Raw genomic sequence first — 21,584 nt, forward strand, 5'->3', positions numbered from 1 at the left:
GTTTAGATTTTAATGGATTAACCCTGTCGACGTGCAGGGTTGTTGTGTCTGTAGTTAAGGTAATAATATTATGAGCACGAATGTGGAAACACCATCAAGTGGGATGGATGCGGTAAAGTGGCTTGTGGCAATTGTGCTACTTGCAGGCGCAGTAGTTGGTAATTATATGTATGCAGAACAGTCTGTATTATTACGTGCTATTGGTGTTGTTGTTGCCGTTGCAGCGGGTTTAGGCATCGCAGCAGTAACTGAAAAAGGACGTACCTTTCTAGCTTTTGCAAAAGAAGCACGTATTGAAGTACGTAAAGTAGTTTGGCCAACGCGTCAAGAGACAACGCACACGACATTAATCGTAATGGTTGCAACAGTGATTATGGCATTAATCCTTTGGGGATTAGATGGCATATTATTCCGCGCTGTAGGCTTTTTAACTGGATTGGAGATCTGATCCCATGTCGGATGAGAATAACGAAAAGAAACTACGTTGGTACGTAGTACAGGCTTTCTCAGGTTATGAGAAGCGTGTTGCTCAAACATTATTAGAGCACATTAAAATCAAAGGTCTAGAAGATAGCTTTGGTGAAGTATTAGTCCCTACTGAAGAAGTCGTAGAGATGCGTGCTGGTCAAAAGCGTAAATCTGAGCGTAAATTCTTCCCAGGTTACGTACTAGTACAAATGGATATGAACGATGCAAGCTGGCACTTAGTAAATAGCACTGAACGTGTTATGGGCTTTATTGGTGGCACATCAGACCGTCCTGCGCCTATCAGTACTAAAGAAGCTGATCGTATTCTTAACCGTCTACAAGAGAACGCAGAAGCGCCTAAACCAGCAACATTATTTGAGCCGGGTGAAGTGGTTCGTGTTACTGATGGTCCATTTGCAGACTTTAGTGGTGTGGTTGAAGAAGTTGACTACGAAAAGAGCCGCGTTAAAGTGTCTGTACTTATTTTTGGTCGTTCTACGCCAGTTGAGCTTGAATTTGGTCAAGTTGAACAAGATAAGTAATTGATTTAAAGCGTCGCGTTAAAAACTTTTAAATTTTTGGCACGAAGCTTGAAAAAGGCCGCTGATTAACTTATAATCAGCGGCCTTTTTGTATTCAGGGAAAACGTTTGTTTAGCTGTTTACTAAAAAGTGAGAAACCAATTTTTAAACTGGGAAGCCGCTAGAGTACGCGTCCTCGCGCGCACAAGGCTAAGACCCACCTAATGAGGTATTTATAATGGCTAAGAAAGTTGAAGCTCTAATCAAGCTACAAGTTGCTGCTGGTATGGCTAACCCTAGTCCTCCAGTAGGTCCAGCACTAGGTCAACACGGTGTAAACATCATGGAATTCTGTAAAGCGTTCAACGCACGTACAGAATCTATCGAAAAAGGCGCTCCAGTTCCTGTAGTGATCTCTGTTTACGGCGACCGTTCATTTACGTTCGACATGAAAACGCCACCGGCTGCTTACTTACTTAAGAAAGCTGCAGGTATCAAATCTGGTTCAGGCCGTCCTAACACTGAAAAAGTAGGCACAGTAACTCGTGCTCAACTTGAAGAAATCGTTGAGACAAAGAAACCAGACCTTACAGCTTCTGATTTAGAAGCTGCGGTTCGCACTATCGCAGGTTCTGCGCGTGCGATGGGCTTGAACGTAGAGGACTAAGATAATGGCTAAATTAACTAAACGTATGCGTACTATCCGCGAAAAAGTGGAAGTAACTAAAGATTACGAAATTAACGAAGCAGTTGCTCTTTTAAAAGAACTAGCAACAGCTAAATTCGTAGAAAGTGTTGACGTTGCTGTTAACCTTGGTATCGATGCTCGTAAATCTGATCAAAACGTTCGTGGTGCGACTGTACTACCTAACGGTACTGGTCGTGACGTTCGTGTTGCTGTATTCACTCAAGGCGCTAATGCAGAAGCTGCAAAAGAAGCCGGTGCTGAATTAGTAGGCATGGAAGATCTTGCTGACCTAGTTAAGAAAGGCGAGATGAATTTTGACGTTGTTGTTGCATCACCAGACGCTATGCGTGTTGTTGGTCAACTAGGTCAAATCTTAGGCCCACGTGGTCTAATGCCAAACCCTAAAACTGGTACTGTAACACCTAACGTTGCAGAAGCAGTTAAAAATGCGAAAGCAGGTCAAGTGCGTTACCGCAATGACAAAAATGGTATCATCCATACTACTATTGGTAAGGTTGATTTCACTGCTGAGCAGTTACAACAAAACCTTGAAGCTCTAATTGTTGCGCTTAAGAAGGCTAAACCTTCTCAAGCTAAAGGTGTTTACTTGAAGAAAGTAACTATCTCTACAACAATGGGCGCAGGTGTTTCTGTTGACCAAGGCACTTTAAGCACAGTTGTTGCTTAATTGAGTGTTTACATGGCGTGAAATTTGTACTATAATTTTGCGCCATTTTGCTGATTAATTTAGTTAATCGCAAAGTAAAGAATTCGGGTTGAAGTCCATAATTTCGAATCGCCTTCGGGCAACGCGATAAATTGGGCTTCCGTCCAAGACCGTAGGCGGCTTCGGCCTTAATATTACCTACGTAGACGGTGTGAATCCCCAGATAGATTTTTCCTAATCTTCTGGCTCTCGCCGTAAAAAGCATCTCCACCTTTATTGGTGGGGAAGAGTAAAACAGGGAAGCCGATGTACGGTAACCCATTAAACCAGGAGTAACACCCATGGCTTTAAATCTTCAAGGCAAAAAGGCAATTGTTGCTGAAGTCAACGAAGCAGCCACTGGTGCTCTATCTGCAGTAGTTGCAGATTCTCGTGGTGTAACAGTTGGTGCAATCACTGCCCTTCGTAAAGAAGCTCGCGAAGCGGGTGTTTGGATGAAAGTTGTCCGTAACACTCTAGCTAAACGTGCTCTTGAAGGAACAGACTTTGAATGCCTATCTGATTCATTTGTTGGTCCAAGCTTAATCGCTTTCTCATCAGAGCACCCAGGTGCTGCTGCGCGTATCTTTTCAGACTTCGCGAAAAAGAATGAGAAATTTGAGCTTAAAACGGCCGCTTTTGAAGGTAATGTAGTAGATGCAGCTATGCTTGCAACTCTACCTACATACGACGAAGCTGTTGCACGCTTAATGAGCGCTATGAAAGAAGCGTCTGCTGGTAAATTGTGTAAAACAATTGAAGCAGTACGTGTACAGAAAGAAGAGCAAGCTGCTTAATTTTAAGCTGTTTAATCCCTTTCGGTGTAAATTTATTTGGACCTTAGAGTCCGTTAATTATTAGGAAATTTGTAATGTCTGTAACTAAAGACCAAATCCTTGACGCAATTGCTGAAATGTCAGTAATGGACGTTGTTGCTCTAGTTGAAGCAATGGAAGAAAAATTCGGCGTAACTGCTGCAGCTGCTATGGTAGCAGGTCCTGCTGCTGAAGCTGCTGAAGAGAAAACAGAATTTGACGTAATCCTTACTGGCGCTGGCGCTAATAAAGTTGCGGCAATCAAAGCTGTACGTGGCGCAACTGGTCTTGGCTTAAAAGAAGCTAAAGCTCTAGTTGAAGCTGCTCCAACTCCAGTTAAAGAAGGTATCTCTAAGGAAGAAGCTGAAGCTCTTGCTAAAGACCTTACAGAAGCTGGTGCTGAAGTTGAGGTTAAGTAATCTAGCTTTTGCTAGGTTCGCTGCCTGAGAAATCAGGCAAGGGCTGGTGATTATTTAATCACCGGCCTTTTTGCGCTATAGAGCGACTATTCTTATAGCGCAAATAAAATCTGATTTATTCTTTAATTTCAACGCTTTATAGTTTGCTAGTGTTGAGGTGGGATTAAGTTGGAACAACAGTTAATGTTGTACATCTTGGCATAGATGCCAGTTAAGTCTGTTCTTACAAGAACAGGTCGGGTCAAAGATCAGCAAGCTGAGGAACCCCATGGCTTACTCTTATTCTGAAAAGAAACGTATCCGTAAGGATTTTGGTAAACGTCCACAAGTTTTGGATATACCTTTCTTACTGTCGACGCAGTTAGAATCGTTTAAAAAATTCTTAGTCCCGGACGCTGATGGCGATCATGGTTTGGAAGCTGCCTTCCGTTCTGTGTTCCCAATTAAAAGCTACTCGGGAAATTCTGAGCTTCAATACGTAAGTTATCGTATTGGTGAGCCAGTATTCGATGTAAAAGAATGTCAAATTCGCGGTGTGACTTATTCTGCTCCACTTCGCGTGAAACTGCGTCTTGTAGTAATGGACAAAGAAGCTCCAGGCACAGTTAAAGACATTAAAGAGCAAGAAGTTTACATGGGCGAAATTCCGCTCATGACCGATACCGGTACTTTTGTAATCAATGGTACAGAGCGTGTTATCGTTTCTCAGCTACACCGTAGCCCTGGTGTATTCTTTGATAACGACCGCGGTAAAACTCACTCGTCAGGTAAAGTGCTTTATAACGCACGTGTAATTCCTTACCGTGGTTCATGGTTAGACTTCGAATTTGATGCAAAAGATAACTTATATGTACGTATTGACCGTCGTCGTAAATTACCGGCGTCTATCATCCTACGTGCACTTGAGTACACGAGTGAAGAAATCCTAGATATCTTCTTCGATACTACTGCGTTTGAAATTGCAGACGGTAAAGTTCTCATGGAACTTGTACCTTCACGTTTACGTGGTGAAACTGCCGCTTTTGATATCAAGAGCGAAGACGGTGAAGTCCTTGTTGAAAGCGGTCGTCGTGTTACGGCTCGTCACATCAAGAGCATCGAGAAAAAAGGCATTAAGCAATTAGAAGTACCACATGAGTACATCATCGGCCGTGTATTAGCGAAGAACTATGTTGATGAATCAACAGGTGAAATCATTGCTACTGCGAATGACGAGCTAACGCTTGAAATGATGGCTGAATTGGTTAAAGCCGGTCACACTACCATTGATACGTTATACATCAATGAAGTGGACAGCGGCGCTTACATGTCAAATACATTGAACATTGACTCGTCAAGCAACCGTTTAGAAGCACTAGTAGAAATTTATCGCATGATGCGCCCAGGCGAGCCACCGACGAAAGACGCGGCTGAAGCCTTATTTGAGAACTTATTTTTCTCAGAAGAACGCTATGACTTATCAACAGTAGGTCGTATGAAGTTCAATAGCCGTGTTGGTTACGATTCAGACACAGGCCCTGGCACATTAAGCAAAGAAGACATCGTAGCGGTTATGAAAGTATTGATTGCTATTCGTAACGGTGTTGGCGATGTTGATGATATAGACCACTTAGGCAACCGTCGTATACGTAGTGTTGGCGAAATGGCTGAGAACCAATTCCGTGTAGGTTTAGTACGTGTAGAACGTGCTGTACGTGAGCGTTTAAGCTTAGGTGACCTAGATGCGATCATGCCACAAGATCTTATTAACGCTAAGCCTATTTCGGCAGCTGTTAAAGAGTTCTTCGGCTCGTCTCAGTTATCACAGTTTATGGACCAAAATAACCCGCTATCAGAAGTAACGCACAAGCGTCGTATTTCTGCATTAGGTCCGGGCGGTCTAACTCGTGAACGCGCTGGCTTTGAAGTACGTGACGTTCACGTAACTCACTACGGTCGCGTATGTCCAATCGAGACTCCTGAGGGTCCAAACATCGGTCTAATTAACTCATTGTCTACGTATGCACGTACCAATGACTACGGTTTCTTAGAAACACCTTACCGCAAAGTGGTAGACGGTGTAGTAACTGATGAAGTTGATTACCTATCAGCCATTGAAGAAGGTCAGTTTGTTATCGCACAGGCGAACTCAAACTTAACTGAAACCAATGAGTTTGTAGATGAACTTATTCCATGTCGTCACAAAGGTGAATCAACCTTTATGGGTCGCATGGACCAGCAATATATGGATGTATCACCACAACAGGTGATCTCTGTAGCGGCCGCACTTATCCCGTTCCTAGAACACGATGATGCTAACCGTGCATTGATGGGTTCAAACATGCAACGTCAAGCAGTACCAACATTGAAAGCGGACAAACCGTTAGTAGGTACTGGTATTGAGTTAACACTAGCGAAAGATTCTGGTGTAACGATTGTTGCAAAACGTGGTGGTGAAGTAATGTATGCCGACGCAAGTCGCATCGTTGTTAATGTACATGAAGAAGAACGCATCCCTGGTGAAGCGGGCATCGACATCTACAACTTAACCAAGTACACACGTTCTAACCAAAATACATGTATTAACCAAAAGCCGACTTGTATGGTTGGTGAACCGGTTACTCGTGGCGATGTGTTAGCAGATGGTCCTTCGACTGACTTAGGTGACTTAGCCCTTGGTCAAAACCTTCGCGTGGCATTCATGCCATGGAACGGTTACAACTTCGAGGATTCAATCTTACTATCAGAGCGCGTAGTTGAAGAAGATCGTCTAACGACTATTCATATTCAAGAACTACAGTGTATCGCCCGTGATACTAAATTAGGCTCAGAAGAGATCACAGCAGATATCCCGAACGTGGGTGAATCTGCACTAGGCAAGCTTGATGAATCAGGTGTTGTATATATTGGTGCTGAAGTTAAAGGCGGCGATATCCTAGTAGGTAAAGTGACTCCGAAAGGCGAAACGCAATTAACTCCTGAAGAAAAGCTACTACGTGCTATCTTCGGTGAGAAAGCGTCTGACGTTAAAGATAGCTCTTTACGTGTACCAAACTCTGTAACTGGTACTGTAATCGACGTACAAGTTTTCACCCGTGATGGCGTTGAAAAAGATAAACGTGCGTTAGAAGTTGAAGACATGCAGCTTCGCGAAGCGAAGAAAGACTTCAACGAAGAGTTCCGTATTCTAGAAGCCGGTGTTTTAGACCGTGCACGCAAGTTACTTGTGGCAGCTGGTTTCGATGAAGACAACTTAGCGTCACTGAATGCTGAAAAGTTACTAACTCAAAGCCTTGCTGAAGAAGACAAGCAAGCTGAACTTGAGCAACTAGCTGCACAGTACGATGAGCTTAAAGCTGAATACGATAAGAAGTTTGAAAACAAACGTCGTAAAATTACCCAAGGTGATGACTTAGCACCAGGCGTACTTAAGATTGTTAAAGTATACCTAGCTGTTAAACGTCGTATCCAACCAGGTGATAAAATGGCGGGTCGTCACGGTAACAAAGGTGTTATCTCGACTATCGTACCAGTAGAAGATATGCCATACGATGACAAAGGTCGTACGGTAGATATCGTACTAAATCCACTAGGTGTACCATCGCGAATGAATATCGGTCAGATCCTTGAAACACATATGGGTCTAGCTGCACGCGGTATTGGTGAGCGCTTAGAAGAAATGATGAAAGAGCAACGCGAGCTTCATGAGCTACGCGCATTCATCAAACAAGCTTATGAGATCGGTGAATCTCGTCAGGTTGTGGATATTGCTAGTTTCTCTGATGACGAGATTCGTCGTTTAGCTGAAAACTTAAAAGGTGGTTTACCGATTGCTACTCCTGCATTTGATGGCGCGAAAGAAAGCGAAATCAAAGACATGCTAGAGCTAGGCGGCTACCCTAGAAGTGGTCAGGTTACACTTTATGATGGCCGTACTGGCGATCAGTTTGAACGTCAAGTAACTGTAGGTTACATGTACATGCTTAAACTTAACCACTTGGTTGACGATAAGATGCACGCGCGTTCTACTGGTTCTTACAGCCTTGTTACTCAGCAGCCGCTGGGTGGTAAAGCACAGTTCGGTGGCCAGCGTTTTGGTGAGATGGAAGTATGGGCACTTGAAGCTTACGGTGCTGCTTACACGCTACAAGAAATGCTAACAGTGAAATCGGATGACGTGAACGGTCGTACTAAGATGTATAAAAACATCGTTGATGGTAACCATAAAATGGAACCAGGTATGCCAGAATCGTTCAACGTATTGTTGAAAGAAATCCGCTCACTGGGTATCAACATCGAGTTGGAAGAAAATTAAGCCAATTAGATGCTGCAGTTAACGCTGCAGCATCTGTTATGGCTGAATAGAATGTAGGGACGAGAACATCCGTCCTCAAGATTAACTCCGACAGGAGAGCTAAGGTGAAAGACTTACTTAAGTTTCTGAAGCAACAAAATAAGACCGAAGAATTCGATGCAATTCGCATTGGTCTTGCTTCACCAGACATGGTTCGTTCATGGTCATACGGTGAAGTAAAGAAACCTGAGACTATTAACTACCGTACTTTCAAGCCTGAGCGCGATGGCTTATTCTGTGCCCGTATTTTCGGCCCAGTGAAAGATTATGAGTGTTTATGTGGTAAATATAAACGCCTTAAACACCGTGGTGTGATCTGTGAAAAGTGTGGCGTTGAAGTAACACTCACTAAAGTGCGTCGTGACCGTATGGGTCATATAGAACTGGCAAGTCCAGTTGCGCATATATGGTTTTTAAAATCATTACCGTCACGTATCGGCTTAATGCTTGATATGACGCTTCGTGATATTGAACGTGTTCTTTACTTCGAATCATTCGTAGTAACTGAACCTGGTATGACAACGCTTGAGCGTGGTCAACTATTAGGTGAAGAAGAATACCTAGATGCACTTGAAGAGCACGGCGATGAGTTTGAAGCGAAGATGGGTGCTGAAGCAGTATTAGACTTACTGCGTGAACTCGATCTTGCTCAATTAATTGCAGAAATGCGTGAAGAGTTACCAACAATTAACTCTGAAACTAAGCGTAAAAAGATCACTAAACGTCTTAAGTTAATGGAATCGTTCCACCAATCAGGTAATAACCCTGAGTGGATGATAATGACAGTACTTCCAGTATTGCCACCTGACTTACGTCCATTAGTACCACTAGACGGTGGTCGTTTTGCGACATCTGATCTAAATGACCTTTACCGTCGTGTTATTAACCGTAATAACCGTCTTAAGCGTCTACTAGATTTAGCTGCACCAGATATTATCGTACGCAACGAAAAACGTATGTTACAAGAAGCGGTAGATGCGCTACTTGATAACGGTCGTCGTGGTCGTGCAATTACAGGTTCTAACAAACGTCCACTTAAATCGCTTGCTGATATGATCAAAGGTAAGCAAGGTCGTTTCCGTCAGAACTTACTTGGTAAGCGTGTAGATTACTCTGGCCGTTCTGTAATTACGGTTGGTCCTACACTTAAGCTTCATCAGTGTGGTCTTCCTAAGAAGATGGCATTAGAGCTTTTCAAACCATTCATCTATGGCAAATTAGAACGTCGCGGCATGGCTACGACAATCAAAGCAGCTAAAAAGATGGTTGAGCGTGAAGTAGCGGAAGTATGGGATGTACTAGACGAAGTAATTCGTGAACATCCAGTATTACTTAACCGTGCACCAACACTTCACCGTTTGGGTATCCAAGCGTTTGAACCTGTGCTTATCGAAGGTAAAGCGATTCATTTGCACCCATTAGTATGTGCGGCCTACAACGCCGATTTCGATGGTGACCAAATGGCGGTACACGTACCGCTAACAATTGAAGCGCAGCTAGAAGCTCGTGCGTTAATGATGTCGACAAACAACATCTTATCGCCTGCTAATGGTGAGCCAATCATCGTTCCTTCACAGGACGTTGTATTAGGTCTTTATTACATGACGCGTGACCGCATTAACGCCAAAGGCGAAGGCGCCGTATTTAAAGATCCAAAAGAAGCAGAAAAAGCATACCGTAGTGGTAATGCCGACCTTCACGCGATAGTGAAAGTACGTATTAGCCAATCAGTTAAAAACGAAGAAGGTGTTGTTGAAGACACTGTAACCGTGATTGATACTACTGTTGGTCGTGCGATTCTGTCTCTAATTTTACCAAAAGGGATGCCGTATGAGTCAATCAACCAAGCCCTAGGTAAAAAGCAGATTTCTGGCTTAATTAATGAGTGTTACCGTCGTCTTGGTCTAAAAGACACCGTTATGTTTGCTGACCAAATCATGTACACCGGTTTCCACTATGCAATGAAGTCAGGTGTTTCAATTGGTATCGATGACTTAGTTATCCCACCAGTTAAAGCATCAATCATTGAATCAGCTGAAGCTGAAGTAACTGAAATCAACCAACAGTTCCAATCAGGTCTTGTAACGGCTGGTGAAAAGTACAACAAAGTTATCGATATCTGGTCACGTGTAAATGAAAACTTATCACGTGAAATGATGGCCAACTTGTCAAAAGACACGGTTATCAATGCCCAAGGTGAAGAAGTAGAGCAACCGTCATTTAACTCAGTGTTTATGATGGCCGACTCAGGTGCTCGTGGTAGTGCTGCTCAGATCCGTCAGCTAGCAGGTATGCGTGGTCTAATGGCACGTCCAGATGGTTCAATCATCGAGACGCCAATCACGGCTAACTTCCGTGAAGGTCTAAACGTACTTCAGTACTTCATCTCAACGCACGGTGCGCGTAAAGGTCTTGCCGATACAGCACTGAAAACAGCGAACTCGGGTTACCTAACGCGTCGTCTAGTAGACGTTGCACAAGATTTGGTAATCAATGAAGACGATTGTGGCACAGAAGATGGCTTAACAATGAAACCGCTAATTGAAGGTGGTGACGTTGTAGAAGCACTTCGCGAACGTGTACTAGGTCGTGTTGTTGCTGAAGATGTTGTAATTCCAGGTACTAATACAGTACTTGTAGAGCGTAACATCATGCTTGACGAAAAACTGTGTGACCTTTTAGAAGAGCACTCAGTAGATGAAGTTCGTGTACGTTCAGTTATCACCTGTGATAACGACTTTGGTGTTTGTGCTAAGTGTTATGGTCGTGACCTTGCACGTGGTCATATCATCAACGCGGGTGAATCAGTAGGTGTTATCGCGGCACAGTCAATCGGTGAGCCGGGTACACAGCTTACGATGCGTACCTTCCACATCGGTGGTGCGGCATCAAGAGCGTCTGCTGAAAATAATGTACAAGTTAAAACGAACGGTACATTAAAACTTCACAACGCTAAATATGTATTAAATACAGACGGTAAGATTGTTATTACCTCACGTTCTACCGAGATCACTATCATTGATAGCTATGGTCGTGAGAAAGAACGTTATAAAGTACCTTACGGTGCGGTATTAACAGTGCAAGACAATGCAGAAGTTCAAGGTAACGACATCGTTGCTACTTGGGACCCGCATAGTCACCCAATCGTTCTTGAGCATAAGTCAAAAGTATCGTTCAGCGATATCGATGATTCAAACACTGAAGCACAGACTGATGAACTAACCGGTTTAACCCGTGTAGTTGTTAAAGATCTTGCTAAAGCGAATGCGAAAGAGCCGAAACTTATCATTGAAAGTGATGAGCGTGGCTTGCAAGAAACGCGTCTTCCTTCATTCACCACGATTGAAGTAACTGACGGCGCGACTGCAAACCCAGGTGACGTGTTAGCACGTATTCCGCAAGAAGGTTCGAAAACTCGTGATATCACGGGTGGTCTACCACGCGTAGCCGACTTATTTGAAGCGCGTAAGCCGAAAGATCCAGCTATTTTAGCTGAAATCACCGGTACGATTAGCTTCGGTAAAGAGACTAAAGGTAAGAAACGTCTAGTTATTACACCAGCTGAAGGCGATCATTACGAAGAAATGATCCCTAAGTGGCGTCAACTTAACGTGTTTGAAGGTGAGCAAGTGTCTAAAGGTGAAGTTATCGCCGATGGTCCAGAATCACCGCATGACATCTTACGCCTACGTGGTGTGACTCATGTTGCTAACTACATTGTTAACGAAGTGCAAGAGGTTTACCGTTTGCAAGGCGTTAAGATCAATGATAAGCACATTGAAACTATTATTCGTCAAATGCTACGTAAATGTATCATTCTAGACGGTGGTGATACTGAGTTCTTAGCCGGTGAGCAAATTGAAGTGGCACGCGTTAATATCGCAAACCGCGACCTTGAAGCTCAAGGTAAGATCCCAGCTAAGTTTGAAATCCAGTTAATGGGTATCACAAAAGCATCACTAGCGACAGAATCTTTCATCTCAGCAGCCTCGTTCCAGGAGACAACTCGTGTCCTAACAGAAGCCGCTGTAAATGGTAAGAGCGATGAACTACGCGGTCTGAAAGAAAACGTAATTGTGGGTCGATTGATCCCAGCCGGTACCGGTTTTGCGTATCATCAAGAGCGTATGGCTCGTCGTAAGCAAAAAGACGTTGTTGAAGAGCAAACGGTAAGTGCAGAAGAGGCAACTCAAGCACTAACTGATGCTTTAAACGCGGATTTATCTGGAAATCAATAAACCGAATCTAATCAATAGATTAGAGTTTAGCAAGGTAGTTATCTGCTGCCTTGCGAGCGGTTTAGGTTGACAGGTCAATCTTTGCTCATTAAAATTCCGCCACCCATTTACTTGCACGTTTAAAACATGCTGGTAAAACAAGGGCGGATTTTTTATTTTTTTCAGTAGTAATTTTAATTTCAGGAGCTATTTAAATGGCAACTATTAACCAGCTAGTGCGTAAGCCACGTCGTAGCAAGGTTACTAAAAGTAACTCAGCTGCGCTTAAAGCGTGTCCGCAAAAGCGTGGTGTATGTACTCGCGTATATACAACTACACCTAAGAAACCAAACTCGGCGTTACGTAAAGTAGCTCGTGTACGTTTAACTAACGGTTTCGAAGTAACTTCATACATCGGTGGTGAAGGTCATAACCTTCAAGAGCACAGTGTAATCCTAATCCGTGGTGGTCGTGTTAAAGATTTACCAGGTGTGCGTTTTCACACTGTACGTGGTGCACTTGACTGTGCAGGCGTTAGCGACCGTCGTCAAGCTCGTTCTAAATACGGTGCAAAACGCCCTAAAGGCTAATTGTTTTCCGTTAGTAAGGCCAAGCACTAAATATTATTAATTATTGTTTTGGGTGATTGTTCCAAAAGGACAAACCTGAATAAACCGGAGATACAAAATGCCTAGAAGACGCGTAATAGGTCAACGTAAAATTCTTCCAGATCCTAAGTTCGGATCGGAACTTCTTGCTAAATTCGTTAACATCGTAATGTTAGACGGCAAGAAATCTACTGCTGAAAAAATCGTTTATGGTGCGCTAGACGTGGCTGCTGAGAAATCAGGCAAGTCGCACCTAGAAATCTTTGAAACTGCACTTGATAACATCCGCCCACAGGTAGAGGTTAAATCTCGCCGTGTTGGTGGTTCAACTTATCAAGTACCAGTTGAAGTACGTCCAGTACGTCGCAACGCATTAGGTATGCGTTGGTTAGTAGACGCTGCACGTAAGCGTGGCGAAAAATCTATGGGCTTACGTTTAGCTCAAGAAATCGTTGACGCTGCTGATAACAAAGGCACTGCGGTTAAGAAACGTGAAGACGTTCACCGTATGGCTGAAGCGAACAAAGCATTCGCTCATTACCGTTGGTAATCTGTCCTTAACCTTTAAGAGGATTTTATGGCACGTACAACTCCACTTGAGCGTTACCGCAATATCGGTATTTGTGCTCACGTAGATGCAGGCAAAACCACCACAACAGAACGTGTTCTGTTCTACACAGGTCTTTCTCATAAGATCGGTGAAGTACATGATGGCGCCGCAACTATGGATTGGATGGAGCAGGAACAAGAGCGTGGTATCACAATCACTTCTGCTGCAACAACGTGTTTCTGGAAAGGGATGGACGCGCAATTTGACGACCATCGCATCAATATTATTGATACCCCAGGACACGTAGATTTCACTATCGAAGTAGAGCGTTCTTTACGTGTACTAGATGGTGCGGTAGTTGTTCTTTGTGCTTCATCGGGTGTACAGCCGCAAACTGAGACAGTTTGGCGTCAAGCGAACAAATACGAAGTTCCGAGAATGATCTTCGTAAATAAAATGGATCGCACGGGCGCTGACTTCTTAACGGTTGTAAGCCAGGTGAAATCTCGTCTTGGAGCAACGCCTGTTCCAGTCCAGCTGCCTATTGGCGCTGAAGACGACTTTAAAGGTGTTATTGACCTTATTAAAATGAAAGCCATTAACTGGAATGATGAAGACCAGGGGATGACTTTCTCTTATGAGGCAATACCGGCAGAACTTCAGGAACTAGCCGAAGAATGGCGCTCTCACTTAGTTGAAAGCGCTGCTGAAGCTACTGAAGAACTAATGGATAAATACTTAGAAGGTGAAGAGTTAAGCGAAGCAGAAATTAAAAATGCTTTGCGTCAACGCACATTAGCGAACGAAATTGTTCCCATGACGTGTGGTAGTGCATTTAAAAACAAAGGTGTTCAAGCTGTGCTTGATTGCGTTGTTGAATATATGCCCTCACCAACACAAGTGAAACAAATCCAAGGTATCTTAGAAAATGGTACTGAGGAAGAGCGTCCTGCTGATGATAAAGCGCCGTTTGCTGCACTTGCATTCAAGATTGCAACAGACCCGTTTGTTGGCACTTTAACCTTTTTCCGTGTTTACTCTGGTACTGTTAAACAGGGTGACGCGGTATATAACCCAGTAAAAAGTAAGCGTGAGCGTCTTGGTCGTATCGTTCAGATGCATTCAAACTCACGTGAAGAGATCAAAGAAGTCTACGCAGGCGACATCGCGGCGGCTATTGGTCTCAAAGACGTAACAACAGGTGAGACACTGTGTGATCCGAACTCTATCATTACGCTTGAGCGTATGGAGTTCCCAGAACCAGTTATCTCTGTTGCGGTTGAGCCTCGCACAATCGCTGACCAGGATAAAATGGGTATCGCGCTAGGAAAACTAGCGGCAGAAGATCCGTCTTTCCGCGTACAAACTGACGAAGAATCAGGCCAGACTATTATCTCTGGCATGGGTGAACTTCACCTTGATATCATTGTCGACCGTATGAAACGTGAATTCAGTGTTGAATGTAACGTTGGTAAGCCGCAGGTTGCATACCGAGAAGCTATTCGTTCAACTGTTGAAGTTGAAGGGAAGTTTATACGTCAATCAGGTGGTCGTGGTCAATATGGTCACGTCTGGCTTAAACTTGAACCGATGGATATTTCGGATGATGAAGCCCCAATTTACGAGTTCGTTAACGAAACCGTAGGTGGCTCAGTACCGAAAGAATACATCCCTGCGGTAGACAAAGGTATCCAAGAGCAAATGGCTCAAGGTGTACTGGCAGGCTACCCATTACTTGGTGTTAAAGCGACTTTATATGATGGTTCATTCCATGATGTAGATTCGAATGAAATGGCATTTAAAATAGCAGGTTCACTGGCTATGAGACAAGGTGCGCTAGATGCAAACCCTGCACTTTTAGAACCAGTAATGAAGGTTGAAGTACTCACTCCTGAAGCAAACATGGGTGATGTAGTTGGCGACCTAAACCGTCGTCGCGGCATGATCGAAGGCATGGAAGATGCACTTGGTGGCCTTAAGCAAATTAATGCTGTGGTACCACTCTCTGAAATGTTCGGTTATGCGACTGCTTTACGATCTGCAACACAGGGCCGTGCCTCATACTCTATGGAGTTTTTGAAGTACGCTGAAGCCTCTAAGCAGGTTGCAGATACAATAATTTCAGCTCGCGCTGTAATATGATTTTTAGCTTGTTTAACTTAATAGTGAGTTAGACTTTAATTTCTTTATTAGGAATTTTTTAAGATGGCAAAAGCAAAGTTTGAACGCGTAAAACCGCATGTAAACGTAGGTACAATCGGCCACGTTGACCACGGTAAAACGACATTAACAGCAGCAATCACTAACGTACTTGCAAAAGTATACGGCGGTGTTGCTAAAGATTTCGCATCAATCGATAACGCTCCAGAAGAGCGCGAGCGTGGTATCACAATCTCAACTTCACACGTTGAGTACGATACACCAACTCGTCACTACGCACACGTAGATTGTCCTGGACACGCCGATTATGTTAAAAACATGATCACTGGTGCTGCTCAAATGGATGGCGCTATCTTAGTAGTAGCTGCGACTGATGGCCCTATGCCACAAACTCGTGAGCACATCCTACTTTCTCGCCAAGTTGGCGTTCCTTACATCGTTGTGTTCATGAACAAATGTGACATGGTTGATGATGAAGAGCTTCTTGAGCTAGTAGAAATGGAAGTTCGTGAACTTCTTTCTGAATACGACTTCCCAGGTGATGACTTACCACTAATTCAAGGTTCTGCACTTAAAGCACTTGAAGGCGAAGAGCAATGGGAAGCTAAAATCATTGAGCTTGCAGAAGCACTTGATTCTTACATTCCAGAGCCAGAGCGTGACATCGATAAGCCATTCATCATGCCTATCGAAGACGTTTTCTCAATCCAAGGTCGTGGTACTGTTGTAACTGGCCGTGTTGAAGCTGGTATCATCAACGTGAATGACGAAGTTGAAATCGTTGGTATCAAGGACACTACTAAGTCTACTTGTACTGGTGTTGAGATGTTCCGTAAGCTTCTTGACGAAGGTCGTGCTGGTGAGAACATTGGTGCACTTCTACGTGGTACTAAGCGTGAAGACGTTGAACGTGGTCAAGTACTAGCTAAGCCTGGTTCAATCAAGCCACACACTACATTCACTTCAGAAGTATACGTACTTTCGAAAGATGAAGGTGGTCGTCATACTCCATTCTTCAAAGGTTACCGTCCACAGTTCTACTTCCGTACAACTGACGTAACTGGTGACGTACAGTTACCAGAAGGCGTAGAAATGGTAATGCCTGGTGATAACGTTAAGATGACAGTAACTCTAATCGCGCCAATCGCGATGGACGAAGGTCTTCGTTTCGCTATCCGTGAAGGTGGCCGTACTGTAGGTGCTGGTGTTGTAGCAACTATCGTTGAGTAATAGTTAGCCTAGCTAATTAATACTAAAAAAACCCGAGCTTAGTCTCGGGTTTTTTAATGCCTGCAATAAAGTACAGGTTTCAGGTGCGAGGTTTCAGGTTTTAGTGAGTGAAGTTTGGCTTCCCTGCTGTTGCCGTAACGAAGTTTAAAACAGCATTGATACCGCTGCTTAAAAAATAACTAGGCTATTTTAAAGCGTGTTTATCGTTATTTAAGTTGGAACGTTGTTATAATAGGTAATAATTAAATAGTCAGTAGCGCAGAGAGTCCAATGGAACTTGAACAAGATAGCAATTTAACCCTCCCTTTATTTATTCTAGATGAAACACTCAGTACTCGTGACTTAGCACAGCCTGATGTGGAAATTTCAGTTATTTTAAGTGATGAGCTACTGACTCAGCTATGCCAAAACCCCAGTGCTGACAGTAGTATTGGCATAAGCATTACAGACTATGAATTGAATATCATCAATTCAAGCTTTTCAAGTGTCGTGCAAAGCGAGCATGACGCTCAACTAACGCTTACTCAAGGCCCTCTATTAAGCGCTGCAGTGACTACAGCTGATGATCTAACGTTTGTGTCACCTCAAATCGATATGATGCCAACATTCGATTTAGGCGACGAGGCAGAGTAATGAAGAAGGTCATTATAAGTACCTTTGTGCTGATTATTTTAAGTGGCTGTGCCTACTTAGGGAATGCGCATTATAACGAGCTGTTTGGTCCCGAAAAAACACAAGCGCGTATTGTTGACGCTAAAAGTGGTGAAGGTGCCGAATTTCTTCAGCATGTAAAGCCTGTAATAGACACTCGCTGCGTAGTTTGCCATGGTTGTTATGATGCGCCTTGCCAATTAAAGTTGTCGTCTCCTGAGGGGATAGATAGAGGGCTGAGTAAAGAGCTGGTGTACGATGGTACTCGGTTATTAGCCTCAACGCCGAGCCGATTATTATTTGATGCAACTACCACTGAGCAATGGCGTGATAAAGAGTTTAGCCCGGTATTAAACGAGCGAGCACAAAATGAAGAAGCCAATTTAGCGGGTAGTGTGTTATTTAATACGTTGGTATTAAAGCAAAGTTCACCTTTGCCAGAAGATGAAGTATTAGATGAGCGCTTTGATTTCTCGCTTAGCCGCAACCAAAGTTGTGCGACCATGGGTGAGTTTGATCAATTAGCGGATGAGCAACCGCATGCGGGTATGCCTTATGGTTTACCTGGTGTGTCGGCTGCTGAATTTCAGCACTTACAAAATTGGATTAAAAAAGGCGGGAAAATGGCGCATATTAAGCCGCCATCAGCTACTGAGCTTGCAAAGGTAAAAAACTGGGAAGCATTTTTAAATCAAGATGGTTTGAAGTATCAGTTATCAGCCCGTTATATTTATGAACATTGGTTTTTAGCGCACATCTATTTTAGTGATGCGCAATCACCAAACTTTTTTAAGTTGGTACGCTCAAGCACCCCTCCGGGTGAAGATATTAAGTTAATTAACGCTCGTCGTCCTTATGATAAGCCAAACGTTGAGCGTGTTTATTATCGACTGCTTCACGACCGTTCAACTATTTTGTCAAAAACGCATTTGCCACTTAAGTTAACGGATGAGAAGTTAACACGCTTATATCAGCAGTTCATCGCACCAAAATACACAGTATCTAGTTTACCCAGCTATGAGCCAGCACTTGCCTCAAACCCATTTAAAACTTTTGAAGCATTGCCTATTGATGCTAAATATCAATTTATGCTCGATGAAGCTGAGTTAATTATTATGGGCTTCATTAAAGGGCCTGTTTGCCGTGGTCAAATTGCATTGAACGTAATTAATGACCATTTTTGGGTGGCATTTGCCGATCCTAAAAAAGTGGCAACTCCAGAGGTTGGTAAAATGCTAATGCAACATGAAGACGCATTAGAGTTACCAGCCGCAGAAGAGAGCAATGCGCTACCTATTTCTAACTGGGTAAAATATTCAGTTCGTGAAAAACGTTATTTAAAAGCCAAGGTTGAGCTAGCTAATAAAATGTTCAAAAATGGCGAGCACTTAACTACTGATTTACTGTGGAAAGGGGAAGGGCATAACCAAAATGCGGCGCTGACAATTTTTCGTCATTTCGATAGTGCAACTGTTGTAAAAGGCCTTGTTGGCCAGCAACCTAAAACAATGTGGGTACTTGACTACGCACTGTTTGAGCGCATTCACTACTTACTAGTGGCAGGCTTTGATGTGTATGGCAATATTGGCCATCAATTAATAACGCGTTTATATATGGATTTTTTACGCTTGGAAGGCGAGCAAAACTTCCTTGCGTTATTACCCGAGTCACAACGCGAAGCTATTAAGCAAAGTTGGTATCGTAAATCACCGCCAAGTCTATCGACCTTTTTCGAAAATAACCGTGAGTTTAGTCAGCCCAGTGGTATTAATTACCAAACTGATAAGCCACAATCAGAGTTATATGGATTAATTAAACAAACGCTTGAGCCGGTATTGAGTCCTCGTTATGACTATAAAAAAGTTCCTGCACCATTAAGTGCAATTAATTCCATGCCTGCTAAAGCTATTAACTTACTCCCGCAGCTATCCTATGTGTTAGTAAAAGAGCAAGATGAGCACAAGGCTTATACGATTATTCATCATAACGCGCATTATAATATTTCGAGCTTATTAAACGAAGACGGCCAGCGTGCTTATGAAGAAGATACCGTGACAATTGTGCCAGGTTTTATTGGTGATTACCCATCAGCAATTTGGTATTTAAATAACCCGCAACAAGTTGCTGCATTTGCAGAGCAGCTACCGCTTATGCAAGTAGAGGCGGATTATCGGGCTTTAAAGTCTAAGTTTGCGATTCGTCGAACGCACCCGCAGTTTTGGCAATACAGCGATATATTACATCACGTTGCCCGCCAGTATCGAGGGGTTGAATTTGGTATGTTTGATTATAACCGTTTAGAAAATCGTTAATTATATCGTAAATAGCCCAGCTTTTTAGTTGGGCTTTTTTATATCTAATAATTAGTGAATTAACTGATTAACTTGCTACAGTTAGATTAAAGTGAAAATAAAAAGCAGCTTGGTTTATGTTTAATATTGTAAAGAGTATTCGCAAACGTTATCGGTGGGCATTAATTGCTATTGCCTTGCTGATCAGCGTATCCGCATTACTCATGCAATACGTCTTTTCTGTGCAAAAATACGATGCGAAAATTATCAATATAGCAGGTAAGCAACGGATGCTGTCACAAAAAATAGCGTGGCATAGTAATGCGCTAATTAACCAAACAGCTAACAACGAACAGCATCTGAAATCGTTAGCTTACTCACTTGGGCTATTCGAACAAGGACATACTTTTTTACTCACTAAAAATGAGCAAGGTGAGGCGATTTATTTAAATGCTGCTTTAGTTGATTTATATTATGCCGCCCCAGGCAGCTTAGATACCGAGGTATCTAGTTTTATAAAACAAGCAAAAAAATTACTGACCCAACAAGAACAAGCGAATCCCGCGGTGTTTTCTGTGGGCGAGATTGAAGCATTATTAAAAAAATTAGACACCGCGGTGAGCTTATTTGAGCAGCAAGCGGTGACAAAGGTTAATTGGGTTGCCAATATTGAGCTGTTGTGTTGGTTTTTGACTCTAGCGTTATTGCTTCTAGAGTTAAGATTTGTGTTTATGCCAATGGAAAGGCAAGTTTTGCAGACTCTGCTTGAGTATCAACAACAAAAAGAATTTGCCGAGCAAGTCAGTCAGAATAAAGAGCATTTTATTGCACGCGCCAGTCATGAGTTTAGAACCCCGTTACAGGGATTAATTAGTTCTATAAATGAATTAACCATTCCCAGCTCGCAACAACAAATTAAGCTTCAAGCTCAGTACTGTTCAACTCGGTTGCTAGCAATGCTAGGTGAACTTCAAGATTTACAGGCGCTTAGTTTAAATCGCTGGTCGTTAAAGCCAACCTCAGACAACCTACTAACAACTTTAAACAAAATACTGGCGGTGTATCAATATGGCTGTACTGAGAAAGGGTTAAAGTTAATTACCGAGTTAGCACCGAGCTTAGACTGTGCGGTGATAATAGATCACGCACGGCTACAACAAATTGTTTCTGAACTACTTAATAACGCATTAAAGTTTACTGAGCAAGGAGAGGTCACCGTCATTGCTACGCTCAATAACCATCGGTTAGAGTTAAGCATAAAAGACAGTGGTTGTGGCTTTAGCCACCCGGTTGATCAGCTCGAGTTAGACAACAATCAACAAAGTAACCATTTTCAAGGCCTCAGAACAGGGCTTACCCGCGTGCAATATATTGTTAATGCGCTTAATGGCGACATTCGTTTTGAGAATAATCATCCACAAGGCGCCATTGTATTTTTGAGCCTACCATTAGAGATGGACACAAGCGAAACTATGCCAACGCGCTTGCCTGATGATCTTAAGTGTTTAGTGGTTGAAGATAACCCGCTCAACATGTTGGTTCTAACAAAGTTATTAAGTTCTTTGAACATACAGGTTGAATCGGCTGAAAATGGCAAAGTCGCTTGTGAAATGGCGGCTGAAAATAGCTATGATGTTATATTTATGGATTTAAATATGCCGGTTATGGATGGCTTTGAAGCCACAAAGCTGCTACATGAAAAAGACAAAACACGACCCATTATTGTGGTTACCGCAAACACTTCTGATAGTGATATAGCTCGCGCTAAAGCTTGTGGAGCAATAAGTCATATTCATAAACCCATAGATCAGCAAAGTATAATAGCGGCACTAAATGATGCTCTTCTAACAGAGGTTGATTAAATCTCACTTGCCTAATTGTTATTTTGTACGTTAACTTTAATTTTAAGCCTCATTTTGGGATCTAG

Annotated in this window: 15 protein-coding genes; all 15 read left to right on the plus strand. The window is 42.9% G+C overall.

Annotated elements, in window-relative coordinates:
* Positions 1-70: 70 nt before the first annotated feature.
* The 15 genes from secE to B1F84_RS01315 all read left to right on the plus strand — a co-directional run bounded on the left by secE (position 71) and on the right by B1F84_RS01315 (position 21,519).
* Positions 71-448 (plus strand): preprotein translocase subunit SecE, encoded by a 378-nt coding sequence (gene secE, locus B1F84_RS01245; protein WP_131690339.1) that lies wholly within the window; start codon positions 71-73, stop codon positions 446-448.
* A 4-nt stretch (positions 449-452) separates the two neighbouring features.
* Positions 453-1,010: a transcription termination/antitermination protein NusG gene (nusG, locus tag B1F84_RS01250; RefSeq protein ID WP_008108460.1), complete on the plus strand. Its 558-nt coding sequence runs from the start codon at positions 453-455 to the stop codon at positions 1,008-1,010.
* Positions 1,011-1,227: 217 nt separating this feature from the next.
* Positions 1,228-1,656: a 50S ribosomal protein L11 gene (rplK, locus tag B1F84_RS01255; protein ID WP_008108462.1), complete on the plus strand. Its 429-nt coding sequence runs from the start codon at positions 1,228-1,230 to the stop codon at positions 1,654-1,656.
* A gap of 4 nt (positions 1,657-1,660) precedes the next feature.
* On the plus strand, positions 1,661-2,365 hold the full coding sequence (gene rplA / locus B1F84_RS01260) for a 50S ribosomal protein L1 (protein ID WP_010392122.1): 705 nt from the start codon (positions 1,661-1,663) through the stop codon (positions 2,363-2,365).
* A gap of 320 nt (positions 2,366-2,685) precedes the next feature.
* Positions 2,686-3,180, plus strand: coding sequence for a 50S ribosomal protein L10 (gene rplJ, locus B1F84_RS01265; RefSeq protein WP_008108464.1), 495 nt, complete (start codon positions 2,686-2,688; stop codon positions 3,178-3,180).
* A gap of 74 nt (positions 3,181-3,254) precedes the next feature.
* The gene (gene rplL / locus B1F84_RS01270; protein ID WP_008108465.1) at positions 3,255-3,617 is read left to right on the plus strand and encodes a 50S ribosomal protein L7/L12; all 363 of its coding nucleotides are present in this window, start codon (positions 3,255-3,257) and stop codon (positions 3,615-3,617) included.
* A gap of 268 nt (positions 3,618-3,885) precedes the next feature.
* Positions 3,886-7,911, plus strand: coding sequence for a DNA-directed RNA polymerase subunit beta (rpoB, locus tag B1F84_RS01275; RefSeq protein WP_008468836.1), 4,026 nt, complete (start codon positions 3,886-3,888; stop codon positions 7,909-7,911).
* Positions 7,912-8,015: 104 nt separating this feature from the next.
* Entirely contained in the window at positions 8,016-12,188 is a 4,173-nt protein-coding gene (rpoC, locus tag B1F84_RS01280) for a DNA-directed RNA polymerase subunit beta' (protein WP_008108469.1), read from the plus strand.
* 194 nt (positions 12,189-12,382) lie between these two features.
* Positions 12,383-12,757 (plus strand): 30S ribosomal protein S12, encoded by a 375-nt coding sequence (gene rpsL / locus B1F84_RS01285; RefSeq protein WP_002958885.1) that lies wholly within the window; start codon positions 12,383-12,385, stop codon positions 12,755-12,757.
* A gap of 97 nt (positions 12,758-12,854) precedes the next feature.
* Positions 12,855-13,325, plus strand: a complete 471-nt coding sequence (gene rpsG / locus B1F84_RS01290; RefSeq protein WP_010392135.1) for a 30S ribosomal protein S7 — start codon at positions 12,855-12,857, stop codon at positions 13,323-13,325.
* Positions 13,326-13,352: 27 nt separating this feature from the next.
* The gene (gene fusA, locus B1F84_RS01295) at positions 13,353-15,467 is read left to right on the plus strand and encodes an elongation factor G (protein ID WP_008108486.1); all 2,115 of its coding nucleotides are present in this window, start codon (positions 13,353-13,355) and stop codon (positions 15,465-15,467) included.
* A 63-nt stretch (positions 15,468-15,530) separates the two neighbouring features.
* A complete protein-coding gene (tuf, locus tag B1F84_RS01300; RefSeq protein ID WP_131690340.1) occupies positions 15,531-16,715 on the plus strand; it encodes an elongation factor Tu in 1,185 nt (394 codons plus the stop codon).
* A 270-nt stretch (positions 16,716-16,985) separates the two neighbouring features.
* Positions 16,986-17,348 carry a hypothetical protein gene (locus B1F84_RS01305; protein WP_131690341.1) on the plus strand — a complete coding sequence of 121 codons (363 nt, stop codon included), beginning with the start codon at positions 16,986-16,988 and terminating at the stop codon, positions 17,346-17,348.
* Complete coding sequence (locus tag B1F84_RS01310; RefSeq protein WP_131690342.1) at positions 17,348-19,678, plus strand: fatty acid cis/trans isomerase; 2,331 nt, start codon at positions 17,348-17,350, stop codon at positions 19,676-19,678. Before B1F84_RS01305 ends, B1F84_RS01310 begins: the two co-directional genes overlap by 1 nt.
* Before the next feature lie 116 nt (positions 19,679-19,794).
* Positions 19,795-21,519, plus strand: a complete 1,725-nt coding sequence (locus B1F84_RS01315) for a response regulator (RefSeq protein WP_131690343.1) — start codon at positions 19,795-19,797, stop codon at positions 21,517-21,519.
* The last annotated feature ends 65 nt before the right edge of the window (positions 21,520-21,584 follow it).

Origin of the sequence: Pseudoalteromonas sp. DL-6, assembly GCF_004328665.1 — a bacterium.
GTDB lineage: Bacteria > Pseudomonadota > Gammaproteobacteria > Enterobacterales > Alteromonadaceae > Pseudoalteromonas.